13 protein-coding genes and 1 pseudogene are annotated in these 17,866 nt (G+C 65.8%); 12 read left to right on the forward strand and 2 right to left on the reverse strand.

From position 1 onward, the window contains the following. Positions 1 to 134 precede the first annotated feature (134 nt). The 12 genes from hutU (at position 135) to MF6396_RS05210 (ending at position 15,795) form a co-directional block, all read left to right on the forward strand. Positions 135 to 1,811 (forward strand): urocanate hydratase, encoded by a 1,677-nt coding sequence (hutU, locus tag MF6396_RS05155; RefSeq protein WP_043862179.1) that lies wholly within the window; start codon positions 135 to 137, stop codon positions 1,809 to 1,811. A gap of 64 nt (positions 1,812 to 1,875) precedes the next feature. Continuing rightward, complete coding sequence (hutH, locus tag MF6396_RS05160) at positions 1,876 to 3,408, forward strand: histidine ammonia-lyase (protein ID WP_058541647.1); 1,533 nt, start codon at positions 1,876 to 1,878, stop codon at positions 3,406 to 3,408. Positions 3,409 to 3,501: 93 nt separating this feature from the next. Next, a complete protein-coding gene (locus MF6396_RS05165; protein WP_058541646.1) occupies positions 3,502 to 4,896 on the forward strand; it encodes an amino acid permease in 1,395 nt (464 codons plus the stop codon). 15 nt (positions 4,897 to 4,911) lie between these two features. Beyond that, positions 4,912 to 6,144 (forward strand): imidazolonepropionase, encoded by a 1,233-nt coding sequence (gene hutI / locus MF6396_RS05170; protein WP_058541645.1) that lies wholly within the window; start codon positions 4,912 to 4,914, stop codon positions 6,142 to 6,144. Continuing rightward, positions 6,129 to 6,932 carry an N-formylglutamate deformylase gene (hutG, locus tag MF6396_RS05175; RefSeq protein ID WP_078479832.1) on the forward strand — a complete coding sequence of 268 codons (804 nt, stop codon included), beginning with the start codon at positions 6,129 to 6,131 and terminating at the stop codon, positions 6,930 to 6,932. Before hutI ends, hutG begins: the two co-directional genes overlap by 16 nt. Positions 6,933 to 7,103: 171 nt before the next feature. Then, positions 7,104 to 8,075, forward strand: a complete 972-nt coding sequence (gene pip, locus MF6396_RS05180; RefSeq protein ID WP_078479833.1) for a prolyl aminopeptidase — start codon at positions 7,104 to 7,106, stop codon at positions 8,073 to 8,075. Further along, positions 8,072 to 8,509 (forward strand): D-aminoacyl-tRNA deacylase, encoded by a 438-nt coding sequence (gene dtd, locus MF6396_RS05185; protein ID WP_078479834.1) that lies wholly within the window; start codon positions 8,072 to 8,074, stop codon positions 8,507 to 8,509. The genes pip and dtd overlap by 4 nt, the downstream gene beginning before the upstream one ends. Positions 8,510 to 8,771: 262 nt before the next feature. Continuing rightward, positions 8,772 to 10,487: a glucan biosynthesis protein G gene (locus MF6396_RS05190; protein WP_078479895.1), complete on the forward strand. Its 1,716-nt coding sequence runs from the start codon at positions 8,772 to 8,774 to the stop codon at positions 10,485 to 10,487. Beyond that, positions 10,480 to 13,053 (forward strand): glucans biosynthesis glucosyltransferase MdoH, encoded by a 2,574-nt coding sequence (gene mdoH, locus MF6396_RS05195; RefSeq protein WP_043862171.1) that lies wholly within the window; start codon positions 10,480 to 10,482, stop codon positions 13,051 to 13,053. Before MF6396_RS05190 ends, mdoH begins: the two co-directional genes overlap by 8 nt. 175 nt (positions 13,054 to 13,228) lie before the next feature. Next, on the forward strand, positions 13,229 to 14,029 hold the full coding sequence (locus MF6396_RS05200) for a transporter substrate-binding domain-containing protein (RefSeq protein ID WP_043862230.1): 801 nt from the start codon (positions 13,229 to 13,231) through the stop codon (positions 14,027 to 14,029). A gap of 76 nt (positions 14,030 to 14,105) precedes the next feature. Continuing rightward, positions 14,106 to 15,068: an amino acid ABC transporter permease gene (locus MF6396_RS05205; protein WP_043862170.1), complete on the forward strand. Its 963-nt coding sequence runs from the start codon at positions 14,106 to 14,108 to the stop codon at positions 15,066 to 15,068. Beyond that, positions 15,061 to 15,795, forward strand: coding sequence for an amino acid ABC transporter ATP-binding protein (locus MF6396_RS05210; protein WP_043862229.1), 735 nt, complete (start codon positions 15,061 to 15,063; stop codon positions 15,793 to 15,795). The genes MF6396_RS05205 and MF6396_RS05210 overlap by 8 nt, the downstream gene beginning before the upstream one ends. A gap of 85 nt (positions 15,796 to 15,880) precedes the next feature. Here the strand turns inward: MF6396_RS05210 and MF6396_RS29405 are convergent, their stop codons facing one another. Continuing rightward, on the reverse strand, positions 15,881 to 16,753 hold the full coding sequence (locus MF6396_RS29405) for a methyl-accepting chemotaxis protein (protein WP_373874881.1): 873 nt from the start codon (positions 16,751 to 16,753) through the stop codon (positions 15,881 to 15,883). After that, positions 16,736 to 17,812 (reverse strand): annotated as a pseudogene (locus MF6396_RS29410) (methyl-accepting chemotaxis protein); the annotation flags it as partial. The pseudogene MF6396_RS29410 and the gene MF6396_RS29405, both read right to left, overlap by 18 nt. Between the last annotated feature and the right edge of the window lie 54 nt (positions 17,813 to 17,866).

The following is a 17,866-nucleotide window of genomic DNA, read 5'->3' on the forward strand; positions in this document are numbered from 1 at the left end:
GAGCCGGCCTTGCCGGCGAAGCGGACGACACTGTTTTTTGGTTGCCTGTACTTGTACATACAAGTAAATATATGTTTGTATTGCATCCATGGCAGTGCCATCCCGAATTCGCCTTTCGCTCGAGGAGCCCTTACGTGACGAACAAGCACAATAAATTCCGTGACGTCGAAATTCGCGCCCCGCGCGGCACCCAGCTCACCGCCAAGAGCTGGCTGACCGAAGCGCCGCTGCGCATGCTGATGAACAACCTCGACCCGCAAGTTGCCGAGAACCCCAAGGAGCTGGTGGTGTACGGCGGCATCGGCCGCGCCGCGCGCAACTGGGAGTGCTACGACAAGATCGTCGAGAGCCTCACCCACCTGAATGACGACGAGACCCTGCTGGTGCAATCCGGCAAGCCGGTCGGCGTGTTCAAGACCCACAGCAACGCCCCGCGCGTACTGATCGCCAACTCCAACCTGGTGCCGCACTGGGCCAACTGGGAACATTTCAACGAACTCGATGCCAAGGGCCTGGCCATGTACGGCCAGATGACCGCCGGCAGCTGGATCTACATCGGCAGCCAGGGCATCGTGCAGGGCACCTACGAAACCTTCGTCGAAGCCGGCCGCCAGCACTACAACGGTAGCCTCAAGGGCAAGTGGGTGCTCACCGCAGGCCTGGGCGGGATGGGCGGCGCGCAGCCACTGGCCGCGACCCTGGCCGGCGCCTGCTCGCTGAACATCGAATGCCAGCAGAGCCGCATCGACTTCCGCCTGAGCAGCCGCTACGTGGATGAACAGGCCACCGACCTGGACGACGCCCTGGCGCGCATCGCCAGATACACGGGCGAAGGCAAGGCCATCTCCATCGCCCTGCTGGGCAATGCCGCCGAAATCCTGCCCGAGCTGGTCAAGCGCGGCGTGCGCCCCGACATGGTCACCGACCAGACCAGCGCCCACGACCCGCTCAATGGCTACCTGCCGGCCGGCTGGACCTGGGAGCAGTACCGCGACCGCGCGCAGACCGAACCGGCGGCGGTGGTCAAGGCTGCCAGGCAGTCGATGGCCGTGCACGTGCAGGCCATGCTCGACTTCCAGAAGCAGGGCATCCCGACCTTCGACTACGGCAACAACATTCGTCAGATGGCCAAGGAAGAGGGCGTGACCAACGCCTTCGACTTCCCCGGCTTCGTACCTGCTTATATCCGCCCGCTGTTCTGCCGCGGCGTGGGCCCGTTCCGCTGGGCCGCGCTGTCGGGCGACGCCCAGGACATCTACAAGACCGACGCCAAGGTCAAGGAGCTGATCCCCGACGACGCGCACCTGCACAACTGGCTGGACATGGCCCGCGAGCGCATCAGCTTCCAGGGCCTGCCGGCACGTATCTGCTGGGTCGGCCTGGGCCTGCGCGCCAAGCTGGGCCTGGCGTTCAACGAAATGGTGCGCAGCGGCGAGCTGTCGGCACCGATCGTGATCGGCCGCGACCACCTGGACTCCGGCTCCGTCTCGAGCCCCAACCGTGAAACCGAAGCCATGCAGGACGGCTCCGACGCCGTGTCCGACTGGCCGCTGCTCAATGCCCTGCTCAACACCGCCAGCGGCGCGACCTGGGTCTCGCTGCACCACGGCGGCGGGGTGGGCATGGGCTTCTCGCAGCACTCGGGCATGGTCATCGTGTGCGACGGCACCGACGAAGCCGCCGAGCGTATTGCCCGCGTTCTGCACAACGACCCGGCCACCGGCGTGATGCGCCATGCCGATGCCGGTTATCAGATCGCCATCGACTGTGCGAAAGAGCAGGGCCTGAACCTGCCGATGATCACGCGCTGAGCGGCGCCCTGGTCGATACTGAATTCATGACGGGCGTGAACGCCTTTCGAGACGGAGCAATAACGTGACCCAACTGACCCTGAAGCCTGGCACCCTGACCTTGGCTCAGCTGCGTGCGATCTACCAGCAACCGCTGACCCTGCAACTGGACGCCAGCGCCGACCAGCAGATCGAAGACAGCGTGGCCTGCGTCGAGCAGATCCTTGCCGAGGACCGCACCGCCTACGGCATCAATACCGGTTTCGGCCTGCTGGCCTCGACCCGCATCGCCAGCCACGACCTGGAGAACCTGCAGCGCTCGCTGGTGCTGTCCCACGCCGCCGGCGTCGGCGCGCCGCTGGACGACGCCCTGGTGCGCCTGATCATGGTGCTCAAGGTCAACAGCCTGAGCCGTGGTTTTTCCGGCATACGGCGCAAGGTGATCGACGCGCTGATCGCCCTGATCAACGCCGAGGTCTACCCGCACATTCCGCTCAAGGGCTCGGTGGGCGCCTCCGGCGACCTCGCACCGCTGGCGCACATGTCGCTGGTGCTGCTGGGCGAAGGCAAGGCCCGCCACAAGGGCCAATGGCTGTCGGCCACCGAAGCGCTGGCGGTGGCCGGCCTCGAGCCGCTGACCCTGGCCGCCAAGGAGGGCCTGGCCCTGCTCAACGGCACCCAGGCGTCCACCGCCTATGCGCTGCGCGGGCTGTTCGAAGGTGAAGACCTGTTCGCTGCCGCCGTTGCTTGCGGCAGCCTCACCGTCGAAGCGGTGCTGGGCTCGCGCTCGCCCTTCGATGACCGTATTCATCAGGCCCGCGGCCAGCGTGGCCAGATCGACTCGGCCGCCTGCTACCGCGACCTGCTGGGCGACGGCAGCGAAGTGTCGGCCTCGCACCAGAACTGCGGCAAGGTGCAGGACCCGTACTCCCTGCGTTGCCAGCCACAGGTGATGGGCGCCTGCCTGACCCAGTTGCGCCAGGCCGCCGAGGTACTGGTGGTGGAGGCCAACGCGGTGTCCGACAACCCGCTGGTATTCGCCAAGGAGGGTGACGTGATCTCCGGTGGCAACTTCCACGCCGAGCCGGTGGCCATGGCCGCCGACAACATGGCCCTGGCCATCGCCGAAATCGGTTCGCTGAGCGAGCGGCGCATCTCGCTGATGATGGACAAGCACATGTCGCAGTTGCCGCCGTTCCTGGTGGCCAACGGCGGGGTCAACTCCGGCTTCATGATCGCCCAGGTCACCGCCGCCGCGCTGGCCAGCGAGAACAAGGCGCTGGCGCACCCGCACAGCGTCGACAGCATTCCCACCTCGGCCAACCAGGAAGACCACGTGTCGATGGCCCCGGCCGCCGGCAAGCGCCTGTGGGAAATGGCCGAGAACACCCGCGGTGTGCTGGCCGTGGAATGGCTGGCCGCCTGCCAGGGCCTGGACCTGCGCACCGGCCTCAAGACCTCGCCCAAGCTGGAGCAGGCGCGCCAGGCCCTGCGTGGCCAGGTCGCGCACTACGACAAGGACCGTTTCTTCGCCCCCGACATCGAGGTGGCCATCGCCCTGCTGGCTGCGGGCACGCTGACCGGCCTGCTGCCGGCCAAGGTGCTGCCCAGCCTCTGACGCCACCGGCTGGCCGTGCAGGCCAGCCGTCTGCCGCGCGAACCCTGGCGGGTTCGCGCTGCTTTTCGCCTACAAAAAAAACAGGAACGCGAAATGCAATCTCAAGCACAAGGTCTCAAGCGCGGGCTTACGGCCCGGCACATTCGATTCATGGCACTGGGCTCGGCCATCGGCACCGGGCTGTTCTACGGTTCGGCCGCGGCCATCCAGATGGCCGGCCCGGCGGTGTTGCTGGCCTACCTGATCGGCGGCGCGGCGGTGTTCATGGTGATGCGTGCACTGGGTGAAATGGCCGTGCACAACCCGGTGTCCGGCTCGTTCGGCAAATACGCCAGCACCTACCTGGGGCCCATGGCCGGCTTCGTGCTGGGCTGGACCTACGCCTTTGAAATGATCATCGTGTGCCTGGCCGACGTCACGGCCTTCGGCATCTACATGGGCTTCTGGTTTCCCGATGTGGCGCGCTGGGTGTGGGTGCTGGGCATCGTGTTCCTGATCGGCGGGCTCAACCTGTGCAACGTCAAGGTGTTCGGCGAGATGGAGTTCTGGCTGTCGCTGCTCAAGGTCGGCGCGATCGTGGCGATGATCCTGGCCGGTTTCGGCATCATGGCCTTCGGCCTGGCCAATGCCGAGGCGGGCAACACGGTGGGCATCGGCAACCTGTTCGATCACGGCGGTTTCATGCCCAACGGTGTCGGCGGCCTGATCGCCTCGTTCGCGGTGGTGATGTTCGCCTTCGGCGGCATCGAGATCATCGGTATCACCGCCGGTGAAGCCAAGGACCCGCAGCGCGTGATCCCCAAGGCGATCAACGCCGTGCCGCTGCGCATCCTGCTGTTCTATGTGCTCACCCTGTTCGTGCTGATGTGCCTGTACCCCTGGCCGCAGATCGGCAGCCAGGGCAGCCCGTTCGTGCAGATCTTCAGCAACCTGGGGATTGGTTCGGCGGCCACGGTGCTCAACATCGTGGTGATCTCGGCGGCGGTGTCGGCCATCAACAGCGATATCTTCGGTGCCGGGCGCATGATGTACGGCCTGGCCGAGCAGGGCCACGCGCCCAAAGGCTTCTCGAAGATCTCGCGCCACGGCGTGCCGTGGATGACCGTGCTGGTGATGGGCGCTGCGCTGCTCGGTGGCGTGGTGCTCAACTACCTGATTCCGGAAAACGTGTTCCTGCTGATCGCCTCCATTGCCACCTTTGCTACGGTATGGGTGTGGCTGATGATCCTGGTGACCCAGGTGGCCATGCGCCGCAGCATGAGCCGCGAAGAGGTCGCGCAACTGAAGTTCCCGGTACCGTTCTGGCCGTATGGGCCGGCCGCAGCCATCGCCTTCATGCTGTTCGTGTTCGGTGTGCTGGGCTACTTCCCCGACACCCAGGCGGCGTTGATCGTCGGCGTGGTGTGGGTGGTGTTCCTGGTGGCCGCCTACTGGCTGTGGTGCAAGCCGCGTGGCACGGTCACGCAGCCGGTGTCGACGCCTCAATAGTTACGGAGACTGTGCATGAAAACCCTCTGGCAGCACTGCCATGTGGCAAGCATGGCGCACGGCGCCTACTCGATCATCGAGGACGCGGCCATCGTCACCTGCGCCGGGCGCATCGAATGGATCGGCCCGCGCCAGGCGCTGGCAGGCCCTGTGCCTGACAGCACGGTCGACCTGGGCGGCGCCTGGGTCACCCCCGGGCTGATCGACTGCCACACCCACGCGGTGTTCGGCGGCAACCGCAGCGGCGAGTTCGAACAGCGCCTGCAGGGCGTGAGCTACGCCGAGATCGCCGCCCAGGGGGGGGGCATCGCCAGCACCGTGCGCGCCACCCGCGCCGCCAGCGAAGACGAGCTGTATGCCAGCGCCCTGCGCCGGGTGCAGGCCCTGATGCGCGATGGTGTGACCACCCTGGAGATCAAGTCCGGCTACGGCCTGGACCTGGACAACGAGCGCAAGATGCTCAAGGTGGCGCGCCGGCTCGGCGAAACGCTGCCGCTGACCGTGCGCAGCACCTGCCTGGCGGCGCATGCCTTGCCGCCCGAGTACGCCGAGCGCGCCGACGACTACATCACTCACATCTGCGAGCAGATGCTTCCGGCGCTGGCTGGCGAAGGGCTGGTGGACGCGGTGGATGCGTTCTGCGAATACCTGGCGTTTTCGCCGGCGCAGGTCGAGCGGGTGTTTCTCAAGGCCCGCGAGCTGGGCCTGCCGGTCAAGCTGCATGCCGAGCAGCTGTCGTCGCTGCACGGTTCGAGCCTGGCGGCGCGCTACCAGGCACTGTCGGCCGATCACCTGGAGTTCATGGACGAGGCCGATGCCATCGCCATGGCCCAGGCCGGTACGGTGGCGGTGCTGCTGCCGGGGGCTTTCTACTTCTTGCGCGAAACCCAGCTGCCGCCGATGGACGCGCTGCGCAGGCACGGCGTGAAGATCGCGATTGCCAGCGACCTCAACCCCGGCACCTCGCCGGCCTTGTCGCTGCGCCTGATGCTGAACATGGCCTGCACCCTGTTTCGCATGACCCCCGAAGAAGCCCTGGCCGGTGTCACCGTGCATGCCGCCACGGCGTTGGGGCTGGGCGACAGCCATGGCTCGCTGGAGGTCGGCAAGGTGGCCGACTTCGTGGCCTGGGACATCGAACGGCCGGCAGACCTGGCCTACTGGCTGGGCGGCGACCTGCACAAGCGGGTGGTGCGCCACGGCGTTGAACTGACCGATAAAGGGGAGGCTGCATGGACAAGGTCGTGAGTTTTCACCAGGGTACGCTGCCGCTGCTGGTCAGCATTCCCCATGCCGGGCTCAGGCTGACCCCGGCGGTCGAGGCCGGGCTGGTGGACGAGGCCAGGGGCCTGCCGGACACCGACTGGCACATTCCGCGCCTGTACGCCTTTGCCCGTGAGCTGGGCGCCAGCGTGGTGGTGGGCGAGTATTCGCGCTTCGTCATCGACCTGAACCGGCCCGAGGATGACCAGCCACTGTATGCCGGCGCCACCACCGGGCTGTTCCCGGCCACGCTGTTCGAAGGGCAGCCGCTGTTCAAGGCGGGGCTGGAGCCGAGTGCGGCCGAGCGGGCGGGCTACCTGGAGGCCATCTGGCGGCCGTATCACGACACCCTCACCGGCGAGCTGGCGCGCCTGCGCGAGCAGTTCGGCTATGCGTTGCTATGGGATGCGCACTCGATCCGCTCGGTGATCCCTCATCTGTTCGACGGCACGTTGCCGGACTTCAACATCGGCACCTTCAATGGCGCGAGCTGCGACGCGGCGCTGGCCGAGCGGGTCAGGGCGGTGGCGGCCGGCGCGCAGGGCTACAGCCATGTGCTCAACGGGCGCTTCAAGGGCGGGCACATCACCCGTCACTATGGCGACCCGGCCAACAACGTGCATGCGGTGCAGATGGAACTGGCGCAGTGCAACTACATGGAGGAGGTGGCGCCGTTCACCTACCGCGACGATCTGGCGCAGCCGACCCAGCGGGTGCTGGAGCAGATGCTGGTGGCGATGCTGGGGTGGGGGCGCGAGCGTTACCCGGCATAGGACCGCGGCGCTGCCTTCGCCGGCAAGGCCGGCTCCTGCAGACGGTTGCGAACCGGTAGGAGCCGGCCTTGCCGGCGAAGGGGCCCGAAAGCCGAACACAGGTACATGCTCAAAGCGCATTTCGGGTTTATGATGCCCAACGGCAGCCTATTTCCCCACACGGAGTGCGTAATGCAGACCTTGTACCCGCAGATCAAACCCTACGCCCGGCACGATCTGGCCGTGGAAGCACCGCATGTACTGTACGTCGATGAAAGCGGTTCCCCGGAAGGTCTGCCCGTGCTGTTCATTCATGGCGGCCCGGGCGCCGGCTGCGATGCGCAAAGCCGCTGCTATTTCGACCCCAACCTGTACCGCATCGTCACCTTCGACCAGCGCGGCTGCGGTCGCTCCACCCCGCACGCGAGCCTGGAGAACAACACCACCCAGGCCCTGATCGAAGACATCGAGCGTATCCGCGAGCACCTGAACATCGAAAAATGGGTGCTGTTCGGCGGTTCCTGGGGCTCGACCCTGGCCCTGGCCTACGCCCAGACCCACCCCGAGCGCGTGCACGGGCTGATCCTGCGCGGCATCTTCCTGTGCCGCCCGCAGGAAATCGAATGGTTCTACCAGGCGGGTGCCAGCCGACTGTTCCCCGACTACTGGCAGGATTACATCGCGCCGATCCCCGCCGACGAGCGCGACGACCTGGTCAAGGCCTTCCACAAGCGCCTTACCGGCAACGACCAGATCGCCCAGATGCATGCGGCCAAGGCCTGGTCCACCTGGGAGGGCCGCACCGCGACGCTGCGTCCCAACCCGCTGGTGGTCGACCGTTTCTCCGAGCCGCAACGCGCCCTGTCGATTGCCCGCATCGAATGCCACTACTTCATGAACAACGCGTTCCTGGAGCCCGACCAGCTGATCCGCGACATGCCGCGTATCGCCCACCTGCCGGCGGTGATCGTACACGGTCGCTATGACGTGATCTGCCCGCTGGACAACGCCTGGGCGCTGCACCAGGCCTGGCCCAACAGCGAGCTAAAAGTGATTCGCGACGCCGGCCACGCCTCCTCCGAGCCCGGCATCACCGATGCGCTGGTGCGCGCCGCCGACCAGATGGCCCGGCGCCTGCTCGACCTGCCGCTGGAAGAAGCGTGAAGGGCCTGCTGCAACGCGCGCGTGGCGCGCGGGTAGAGGTCGACGGCGAGATCGTCGGGTCCATCGACCAGGGCCTGCTGGTGCTGGTCGCCGTCGAGCCCGGCGACACCCCGGCCCACGCCGACAAGCTGCTGCACAAGCTGCTCAACTACCGGGTGTTCAGCGACCACCAGGGCAAGATGAACCTGTCGCTCAAGGACATCGACGGCGGCCTGCTGCTGGTATCGCAGTTCACCCTGGCTGCCGACACCCAGAGCGGCCTGCGTCCGAGCTTTTCCACCGCCGCGCCACCGGCACTCGGTGCCGAACTGTTCGACTATCTGCTGGCCCAGGCGAGGCTCAAGCACCCCAAGGTGGCGAGCGGGCGTTTCGGTGCGGACATGCAGGTTCACCTGGTCAATGATGGCCCTGTGACATTTATGCTACAAATATGAAGGTGAAAAGGCCGCTGCTTGCATGAAAACAGCGGCTTTTCAGCATAAATAGTTGCTTGGCCCTGATGCGTTGTAACGCGGCCTGCTGGATAATCGCGCGAAATGTGGGCCTGCGTTCGCAGGCCCGTTTTACTCTGACTTGAGCATCGTCCGGAACCGTTTGGGGAATCATTGTGCCCTTTCGGAGTCCGAACAGTGCTCGCCAACCCGGCATACGTCGCTGGCCGTTGGTTCTTTGATCTGTTTTCGGCGAGGGTTGCTCGTGATTGTAAGTCCCTGTAATGCACCAAGAACTTCCGCCAATCGGCTGCGCAAGGCCTTCGTGGCAGCCTCTGCACTGGTCTGCCTGCTCAGCGCGGGCCAGCTCTGGGCGTTCAACCTCGACGACGTGGCAGCCAAGGCCAAAGACCTGGCCGGGCAGAAGTACGAAGCACCCAAGAGCAACCTGCCGGCCGTGTTCCGTGACATGAAGTACGGCGACTACCAGAAGATCCGCTTCCTGCAGGACAAGGCCGAGTGGGCCCAGGACAAGACCCCGTTCAAGCTGTCGTTCTACCACCAGGGCATGCACTTCGACACGCCGGTACGCATCAACGAAGTCACCGCCAACAAGGTGCAGGAGATCAAGTACGACCCGAGCCGCTTCGACTTCGGCGACGTGCAGTTCGACCCCAAGGCCACCGACAAGCTCGGCTACGCCGGCTTTCGCGTGCTGTACCCGATCAACAAGGCCGACAAGCAGGATGAAATCATGACCCTGCTTGGCGCCAGCTATTTCCGCGTGGTCGGCAAGGGCCATGTGTATGGCCTGTCGGCCCGTGGCCTGGCCATCGACACCGCGCTGCCGTCGGGCGAGGAGTTCCCGCGCTTCACCGAGTTCTGGGTCGAGAAGCCCAAGCCGACCGACAAGCACCTGGTGATCTACGCGCTGCTCGATTCGCCGCGCTCCACCGGCGCCTACAAGCTGACCCTGCGCCCGGGCACCGACACCATCGTCGACGTCAAGTCCAGGGTGTACCTGCGTGACCACGTCAGCCGCCTGGGCATCGCCCCGCTGACCAGCATGTTCCTGTTCGGCGGCAACCAGCCGTCCAAGGTGCCCAACTACCGCCCTGCGCTGCACGACTCCGAAGGCCTGTCGATCCATGCGGCCAACGGCGAATGGCTGTGGCGCCCGCTCAACAACCCCAAGCACCTGGCCGTGAGCAACTTCAGCGTCGAGAACCCGCGTGGGTTCGGCCTGCTGCAGCGCCAGCGCGAGTTCAGCCAGTTCGAAGACCTCGACGACAACTACCAGAAGCGCCCGAGCGCCTGGATCGAGCCGAGCGGCGACTGGGGCAAGGGCACCGTCGACCTGGTCGAGATCCCGACCGCCGACGAGACCAACGACAACATCGTGGCCTTCTGGAGCCCGGAAAAACTGCCTGAGCCCGGTGTGGCATCCGAATTCAACTACCGCCTGCACTGGACCATCGACGAGTCCGAGTTCCACTCGCCGAACCTGGGCTGGGTCAAGCAGACCCTGCGCTCCACCGGTGACGTCAAGCAGTCCAACCTGATCCGCCAGCCCGATGGCAGCATCGCCTTCCTGGTCGACTTCGAGGGCCCGGTGCTGGCCGCCCTGCCGGAAGATGCCAACGTGCGCAGCCAGGTGACCACCGACGACAACGCCGAAGTGGTCGAGAACAACCTGCGCTACAACCCCGAGATCAAGGGCTGGCGCCTGACCCTGCGCCTGAAGGTCAAAGACCCGAGCAAGGCCACCGAAATGCGCGCCGCGCTGCTGCGCGACGTGCCGGTCGAACAGCCCAAGCCGGCCAAGCCTGCCAAGCAGGACAAGGCCGCTGCCAAGCACGCCAAGCAGGAAAAACCTGCCCAGCCGCCAGCCGCCGATGCGGCGACCACCACCGGGACACCGGCCACCACCGAACAGGTGTTGACCGAGACCTGGAGCTATCAGTTGCCTGCCGATGAGTAACTCTTCACAAAGGCCGGAATCGCTTGGCGAGTACCTGGCCCATCTGCCCCTGAGCGACGAGCAGCGCGCCGAACTGGCCAGCTGCAATTCGTTCAGCGAGCTGCACCGACGCCTGTCGGCGCAGCCGCCGGTGGGTGAAAACGGTTCGGTACAGGGTTCGGTGGGCAGCCGCCTGACCCTGGACAGCGCTGCGGAACTGGAAGAGGCCGAGATGCTCGCCCTCGACGCCAGTGGCCGGGTGTGCCTGAAGGCCACCCCGCCGATCCACCGCACCCGGGTGATCCCCGAGCCATGGCGCACCAACATCCTGGTGCGCGCCTGGCGCCGGGTCACCGGACGTACCAACGCGCCGGCGCCTGAACAGCGCGAGCTGCCCAAGGCGCGCTGGCGCTGGGTGGGTTCGATGCGCCGCTACATCCTGCTGGCGTTGATGCTCGGCCAGACCGTGGTCGCCGGCTGGTACATGAAGGGCATCCTGCCGTACCAGGGCTGGTCGTTCGTCGACCTCGACGAAATCATGCACCAGTCGTTCATGCAGACCGTCACCCAGGTGTGGCCGTATGCGCTGCAGACCAGCATCCTGATCCTGTTCGGCATTCTGTTCTGCTGGGTGTCGGCCGGTTTCTGGACCGCGCTGATGGGCTTTCTGGAACTGCTCACCGGGCGTGACAAGTACCGGATCTCTGGCAGCAGCGCCGGCAACGAACCGATCGAGGCCGGGGCGCGAACCGCACTGGTGATGCCGATCTGCAACGAAGACGTGGCTCGGGTGTTCGCCGGCCTGCGTGCGACCTTCGAGTCGGTGGCGGCCACGGGCAACCTGGACCGCTTCGACTTCTTCGTGCTCAGCGACACCAACGACACCGACATCGCCGTGGCCGAACAGCAGGCCTGGCTGGACGTATGCCGCGAGGCCAAGGGCTTCGGGCGCATCTTCTACCGTCGCCGTCGTCGCCGGGTCAAACGCAAGAGCGGCAACCTCGACGACTTCTGCCGTCGCTGGGGCGCGGACTACCGCTACATGGTGGTACTCGACGCCGACAGCGTGATGAGCGGCGAATGCCTCACCAGCCTGGTGCGGCTGATGGAAGCCAACCCCGACGCCGGGATCATCCAGACCGCGCCCAAGGCGTCGGGCATGGATACCCTGTATGCGCGCATGCAGCAGTTCGCCACCCGGGTGTACGGCCCGCTGTTCACCGCCGGCCTGCACTTCTGGCAGCTGGGCGAATCGCACTACTGGGGCCACAACGCGATCATCCGCATGAAACCCTTCATCGAGCACTGCGCCCTGGCGCCGTTGCCGGGCAAGGGCGCCTTCGCCGGTGCGATCCTGTCCCACGACTTCGTCGAAGCCGCACTGATGCGCCGTGCCGGCTGGGGCGTGTGGATCGCCTATGACCTGCCGGGCAGCTATGAAGAGTTGCCGCCCAACCTGCTCGACGAGCTCAAGCGCGATCGGCGCTGGTGCCACGGCAACCTGATGAACTTCCGCCTGTTCCTGGTCAAGGGCATGCACCCGGTGCACCGTGCGGTGTTCCTCACCGGGGTGATGTCGTACCTGTCGGCGCCGCTGTGGTTCTTCTTCCTGGTGCTGTCGACCGCGCTGCTGGCGACCAACACCCTGATGGAGCCGCAGTACTTCCTCGAACCGCGTCAGCTCTACCCGCTGTGGCCGCAGTGGCACCCGGAAAAAGCCATCGCGCTGTTCTCCACCACCATCGTGCTGCTGTTCCTGCCCAAGCTGCTGAGCATCATCCTGATCTGGGCCAAGGGCGCCAAGGAGTTCGGCGGGCGCATCAAGGTCACCCTGTCGATGCTGCTGGAGATGCTGTTCTCCATGCTGCTGGCGCCGGTACGCATGATCTTCCACACCCGCTTCGTGCTGGCCGCGTTCCTGGGCTGGGCCGCGACCTGGAACTCGCCACAGCGTGACGACGACTCCACCCCGTGGAGCGAAGCGGTGCGCCGGCATGGCCCGCAGACCCTGCTGGGCGTGGCCTGGGCGCTGCTGGTGGCGTGGCTGAACCCAAGCTTTCTGTGGTGGCTGGTGCCGATCGTGGGCTCGCTGATGCTGTCGATCCCGGTGTCGGTGATTTCCAGCCGCACCAACCTGGGCCTGCGCGCCAAGGACGAGAAGCTGTTCCTGATCCCTGAGGAATACGCCACGCCGCAGGAGCTGCTGGCCACCGACCAGTACACCCACGAAAACCGCTGGCATGCGCTGAAGGACGGTTTTGTGCGGGCCGTGGTCGACCCGCAACAGAACGCCCTGGCCTGTGCCCTGGCGACCGCGCGCCATGGCGTGGCGGAGGTGGTCGAGCGCAACCGCGCCGAGCGCATCGCCAAGGCTCTGGAAGTCGGCCCGGCCGCGCTGGATGGCGCCACGCGCCTGGCGCTGCTCAGCGACCCGGTCGCCCTGGCACGGCTGCACAGCCGCGTGTGGGCCGAAGACAACCGCGCCTGGCTGGATGTGTGGCGTGAGTCGATTGCCAACGACCCGCACTCGCCGCTGTTGCCGCTGCACCCGCAGCACGAGGGGCAGGCCGCACTCGCCGGGGCCTGATCTGCGGGCCCCTTCGCCAGCAACGCTGGCTCCTACAGGTCATCCGTGCCGTTGTAGGAGCCGGCTTTGCCGGCGATGTTTCACTCCTTTTTCTGATACCAACAACGCCCCCCATGCGTTAGCATCCCCCCCGATAATAAAACTCGAAGTTTTCCTGCTGGGGGATCTGGTGATGATGAAAAAGTATCTGTCGATGCTGATGATCGGCGTCGCGGCACTGATGACGGTGAACGCTGCACAGGCAGCCGGCGCCATCGATGACGCGGTCAAGCGCGGCACCTTGCGCGTAGGCATGGACCCTACCTACATGCCGTTCCAGATGACCAACAAGCGTGGCGAGATCATCGGCTTCGAAGTCGATATCCTCAAGGCCATGGCCAAGTCCATGGGCGTCAAGCTGGAAACCGTCTCCACCGCCTACGACGGCATCATCCCGGCCCTGATGACCGACAAGTTCGACATGATCGGCAGCGGCATGACCCTGACCCAGGAGCGCAACCTCAAGCTCAACTTCAGCGAACCCTTCATCGTGGTCGGTCAGACCCTGCTGATCCGCAAGGAGCTGGCCGGCGAGATCAAGACCTACAAGGACCTGAACAACGAGAAGTACCGCCTGACTTCCAAGCTCGGCACCACCGGTGAAATGGTCGCCAAGAAGCTGATCGGCAAGGCCAAGTACCACGGCTACGACAACGAGCAGGAAGCGGTGATGGACGTGGTCAACGGCAAGGCCGACGCCTTCGTCTACGACGCCCCGTACAACGTGGTGGCAGTGAACAAGGCCGGCGCCGGCAAGCTGCTGTTCCTCGACGAGCCGTTCACCTTCGAACCGCTGGCCTTCGGCCTGAAGAAGGGCGACTACGACAGCCTGAACTTCATCAACAACTTCCTGCACCAGATCAAGCACGACGGCACCTACGATCGAATCCACGACAAGTGGTTCAAGGACACCGCCTGGCTGAAGGACATGGAATAAGGCCGCGGCCCCACGCCCGGTTCGAAACCCGACGCGCAGGCTGGCCCTGCGCGTTCGCTTTTACGGAAGTACCCCCGTGATCAAACACAAGAAAGCCCAGTGGCCCTGGCATGGGCTGACGGCGCTGGTCCTGATCGGCCTGGCGCTGAGCCTGTATTACGCAACCTCGGTGATCTCCTACGAGTGGCGCTGGAACCGCGTGCCGCAGTACTTTGCCTATCAGGCCGAAGTTGCCCAGCGCGCCGCCGAAAACGGCGTGATCGAGGCGATCGAGCGCAAGGGCGACATGGCCCGCGTCACCTTGCGTGACGAGAGCGGCGCCGAACAGGTGCTGAACGTCGAGCAGGCCAGCCTGCAGATGGACCGTGGCGACGACGTGGCCGAGGGCGACCTGATCGGCGTGACCCACCAGTGGGCCGCCGGGCCGCTGGCCTGGGGCCTGTTCACCACCTTGTGGATCTCGGTGGCGGCGGGGGTGCTGGGGTTGGTGATCGGCCTGTTCGCCGGCCTGTGCCGGTTGTCCAGCAACCCGACCCTGCGCGACCTGTCGACGGTGTATGTGGAGCTGGTGCGCGGCACGCCGCTGCTGGTGCAGATCTTCATCTTCTACTTCTTCATCGGCACCGTGCTCAACCTGTCCCGCGAGTTTGCCGGGGTGGCGGCACTGGCGCTGTTCACCGGCGCCTATGTCGCCGAGATCGTGCGCGCCGGGGTGCAGTCGATTGCCCGCGGCCAGGGCGAGGCGGCCCGTTCGCTGGGCCTGAGCGCCGGCCAGTCGATGCGCCACGTGGTATTGCCGCAGGCGTTCAAGCGCGTGCTGCCGCCGCTGGCCGGGCAGTTCATCAGCCTGGTCAAGGACACCTCGCTGGTGTCGGTGATCGCCATCACCGAACTGACCAAGAGTGGCCGCGAGGCGATCACCACCTCGTTCTCCACGTTCGAGATCTGGTTCTGCGTCGCCGGGCTGTACCTGCTGATCAACCTGCCGCTGTCGCATTTCGCCAGCCGGCTCGAGCGGAGGCTTGCGCAAAGTGATTGAAGTCCGTGACCTGGTAAAAGTCTTCGACACCCGTGGGCAGGTGGTGCGTGCGGTGGATCACGTCAGTACCGACGTGGCCAAGGGCGAAGTGCTGGTGGTGCTGGGCCCGTCGGGCTCGGGCAAGTCGACCTTCCTGCGCTGCCTCAACGGCCTGGAAACCTTCGACGAGGGCACCGTGGCCATCGACGGCCTGCAACTGGCCGACCCGAAGACCGACGTGAATGCCTACCGGCGTGAAGTCGGCATGGTGTTCCAGCACTTCAACCTGTTCCCGCACATGACCGTGCTGGAGAACCTGTGCCTGGCGCAGAAGGTGGTGCGCAAGCGTGGCAAGGCCGAGCGTGAGGCCAAGGCGCGTGCGTTGCTGGAGAAGGTGGGCATTGCGCAGAAGGCCAACGAGTTTCCCTCGCGCCTGTCTGGTGGCCAGCAACAGCGCGTGGCGATTGCCCGTGCGCTGGCGATGGAGCCGAAGGTGATGCTGTTCGACGAGCCGACCTCGGCGCTGGACCCGGAGATGGTTGGCGAGGTGCTGGACGTGATGAAGACCCTGGCCCTGGAAGGCATGACCATGGTCTGTGTGACCCACGAAATGGGCTTTGCCCGGGAAGTGGCGGACCGCGTGCTGTTCTTCGACCACGGCAAGTTGCTGGAAGATTCGCCACCGGAGGCGTTCTTCACTGCGCCGAAGGACCCACGAGCCCAGGCGTTCCTGCGCCAGGTGCTGTAATCGCAGCGTGGCCTTCGCCAGCGAGGCTGGCTCCTGCAGGGTTTCGCCGCACCTGCAGGAGCCAGCCTTGCTGGCGAAGAGGCCGTTACAGGCTGAACCGCCCGACCAACGTCTGCAACTGCCCCCCCAGTCGCGCCAGCTCCACGCTCGACGCCGCAGTCTGCTGGCTCGCCGTGGTCGTCTGATCGGCAATATCCCTCACCGTCATCACATTGCGGTTGATCTCCTCGGCCACCGAGCTCTGCTCTTCGCTGGCCGTGGCGATCTGCTGGTTCATGCCCTGGATGCTCGACACTGTCTCGGTGATCTGCCCCAGCGCCGCGCCCGCCCGCCGGCTCAGTTCGACGCTGTCGCGGCTCAGGTCGCGGCTGCTGTCGAGCAGGTGCACCACCTGCGCCGTACCACTGTGCAGGTTGCCGATCAGCTCCTCGATCTCCTCGGTGGACTGCTGGGTACGCTGGGCCAGGCCGCGCACTTCATCGGCCACCACCGCAAAACCACGCCCGGCTTCGCCCGCCCGCGCAGCCTCGATGGCGGCATTGAGCGCCAGCAGGTTGGTCTGCGACGAAACCGACTTGATCACATCCAGGATGCTGCCGATACGCTCGCTCTCCTGGGCCAGCTGCTGCATGGCCAGGATCGACTCCTCCACCTGCCTGGCCAATTGCTCGATCTGCCCGATGGCGTCGTTGACCACCTGGTTGCCTTCGCGCGCCTGGCTGTCTGCGGCAGTGGCTGCCGCCGAGGCGAACTCGGCGTTGCGCGCCACCTCCAGTACCGTGGCGGCCATCTCGTTCATCGCGGTGGCCACCTGGTCGGTCTCGTCCTTCTGGTTGCCGGTCATCACCTGGGTGCGCTCGGCGACACTCGACAGCTCGCCCACCGCAGCGGTCAACTGGCCGGTGCCCTGGCCGATGCCACCGATCAGCTCGCGCAGGCTCAGGGCCATCTGCTGCATGCTGTTCTGCAACTGCCCCAGCTCATCCTGGCGTGATACCCGCAGGTCGCTGCGCAGGTCGCCCTTGGCGATGCATTGCGCCGCTTGCAGGGTGCGTCTGAGCGGTTCGGTGATCTGGCGCGTGATCAGCCACGCGGCCAGGCTGCCGAGTACCAGCGCCAGCAAGGCGATGACGCTGAGCATGCTGCGTGCCTCGAGGGCTTCTTCGTCGCGCAGCTGGATCTGGTGTCGGGTCAGTACGCGACTGGCATCGCGCAGCTGGTTGCCCATGGTCTCCAGCCCGCCCTGAAGCTGCTCTACCGCGATGGCGGCCTGGCGGTAGCGGTCCAGCAACTGCACATAGCTGGCGAGCGCGGCGGTAGTGGCCTGCAGGTCGCTGGGCGGCAGGTTGCGCCTCAGATCGGCCAGGCTGGCCTGGGCGGCGCCGAGCGCGCTGGCACCCACCTGTTCGAAGGCACTCAGCGGGCTGAAGGTATAGGCCGGGGCGCGGCTTTGCTGGCCGGCGGTCTCGATGTGTCGTGCAAGCGTTGCGAACAGGCGCTGCTCCGAGGCCTGCCGTTCGCTGCCCTGGCGCTCGCCCAGCAGGGTCTTCTGCTCCAGCGTGTCGATACCGTCGAGCAGGCGCTGCTCCTGTTCACGCAGGGCGGTTTCGTGTGTATGGCGCGTGCCGACGGCCTGCTGCAAGGTGTCGAAGTCGCGCACGAACTGGCCGACCACCTGCTGATTGGCCGTGATCACCTGGCGGTCGGCCGCATCGTCGAACTGCCCCAGCATGCTCTGCAGCAGGCGCTCCAGTTCGGTCAGGGTCGCGCTGATCCTGCGCTTGCTCTCGTCGTCCGCCAGCACCCGGTAGGTGATGCGCTCGGCACGCAGGTCCTTGCTCAGGTCGTTGATCGCGGCAATCTGGGTGAGGCGCTGCGAGCTGTCGATGGATTCGTTCAGTGCATGCCAGCCGCCCAGGGTGGTCGCCAGCGTCAGCAGCAGGACGCTGGCAAATCCCAGGGCCAGCTTGAGCCTGACGCTCAGGTTGCCAAGCATCCGGTACAAAGGTGCGAACATGACGGTTCTCCAGTGAAATGAGGGATGTAGCGCCTGGATAGGGTCGGGCGCAGC

Source organism: Pseudomonas sp. MF6396 (assembly GCF_002018915.1).
In the GTDB taxonomy this organism is placed as follows: Bacteria; Pseudomonadota; Gammaproteobacteria; order Pseudomonadales; family Pseudomonadaceae; genus Aquipseudomonas; species Aquipseudomonas palmensis.

Coding starts and splice junctions, on each gene's coding strand:
- MF6396_RS05165 (WP_058541646.1), top strand. CDS start 3,502: ATGCAATCTCAAGCACAAGGTCTCAAGCGCGGGCTTACGGCCCGGCAC.
- hutI (WP_058541645.1), top strand. CDS start 4,912: ATGAAAACCCTCTGGCAGCACTGCCATGTGGCAAGCATGGCGCACGGC.
- hutG (WP_078479832.1), top strand. CDS start 6,129: ATGGACAAGGTCGTGAGTTTTCACCAGGGTACGCTGCCGCTGCTGGTC.
- pip (WP_078479833.1), top strand. CDS start 7,104: ATGCAGACCTTGTACCCGCAGATCAAACCCTACGCCCGGCACGATCTG.
- mdoH (WP_043862171.1), top strand. CDS start 10,480: ATGAGTAACTCTTCACAAAGGCCGGAATCGCTTGGCGAGTACCTGGCC.
- MF6396_RS05200 (WP_043862230.1), top strand. CDS start 13,229: ATGAAAAAGTATCTGTCGATGCTGATGATCGGCGTCGCGGCACTGATG.
- MF6396_RS29405 (WP_373874881.1), bottom strand. CDS start 16,753: ATGCAGCAGATGGCCCTGAGCCTGCGCGAGCTGATCGGTGGCATCGGC.